The sequence below is a fragment of the Streptomyces lucensis JCM 4490 genome (assembly GCF_014650035.1).
GTDB classification, from domain to species: domain Bacteria; phylum Actinomycetota; class Actinomycetes; order Streptomycetales; family Streptomycetaceae; genus Streptomyces; species Streptomyces lucensis.
The window spans coordinates 1-525 of sequence record NZ_BMUE01000064.1; the positions used below are offsets into that span (position 1 = coordinate 1).

General features: G+C 69.9%; 1 protein-coding gene. It reads right to left on the reverse strand.

Features of this window, described 5'->3' with window-relative positions:
• Positions 1–117 precede the first annotated feature (117 nt).
• Positions 118–417 carry a ferredoxin gene (locus tag IE177_RS34660; protein WP_373305234.1) on the reverse strand — a complete coding sequence of 100 codons (300 nt, stop codon included), beginning with the start codon at positions 415–417 and terminating at the stop codon, positions 118–120.
• Positions 418–525 lie beyond the last annotated feature (108 nt).

Here is a 525-nt window from a genome sequence, read left to right on the forward strand (position 1 = left end):
GAGCGTCCCGGTAGAGGACCAGCGCCTCCTCGGGAGTGATCCGCCCACCGGCAGCGGCACGCGTCAGTATCGCCGCCGGTTCGGGATCCCGGTGGGACGAGGGCTCGGGCATGCTGTTCACTTCGTCAGTGCTCCTGCGTCGGGCCCGTGCAGCTCCATCCCGTCGCGCGCGCGGCGCACGTGGATGCAGTCACCAGGGCAGTCGTTCGTGGCGTCCACGACGTCATGGACCAGCGGCAGCGGAACGCGCACGGCGGCGCCGGGTGCCTGGCACAGTTCGTCGTTCTCGTCCTTGACGTAGGCCAGGCCGTCGATGTCCAGCTCGAAGACCTCGGGCGCGTACTGGGCGCAGATGCCGTCTCCGGTGCACAGGTCCTGGTCGATCCAGACCTCTAGCTCGTCCTCATGCGTGTTCACGGGCATGGTCAGTCAGCCGTTCGTCGTCGGTTTCGGGCGGAGTGGGGCCGGCTCAGAGGCGCATGGGCTGGGGGGCGTCGCGGCGGGCCGGGTCGGGGCCCTCGTACT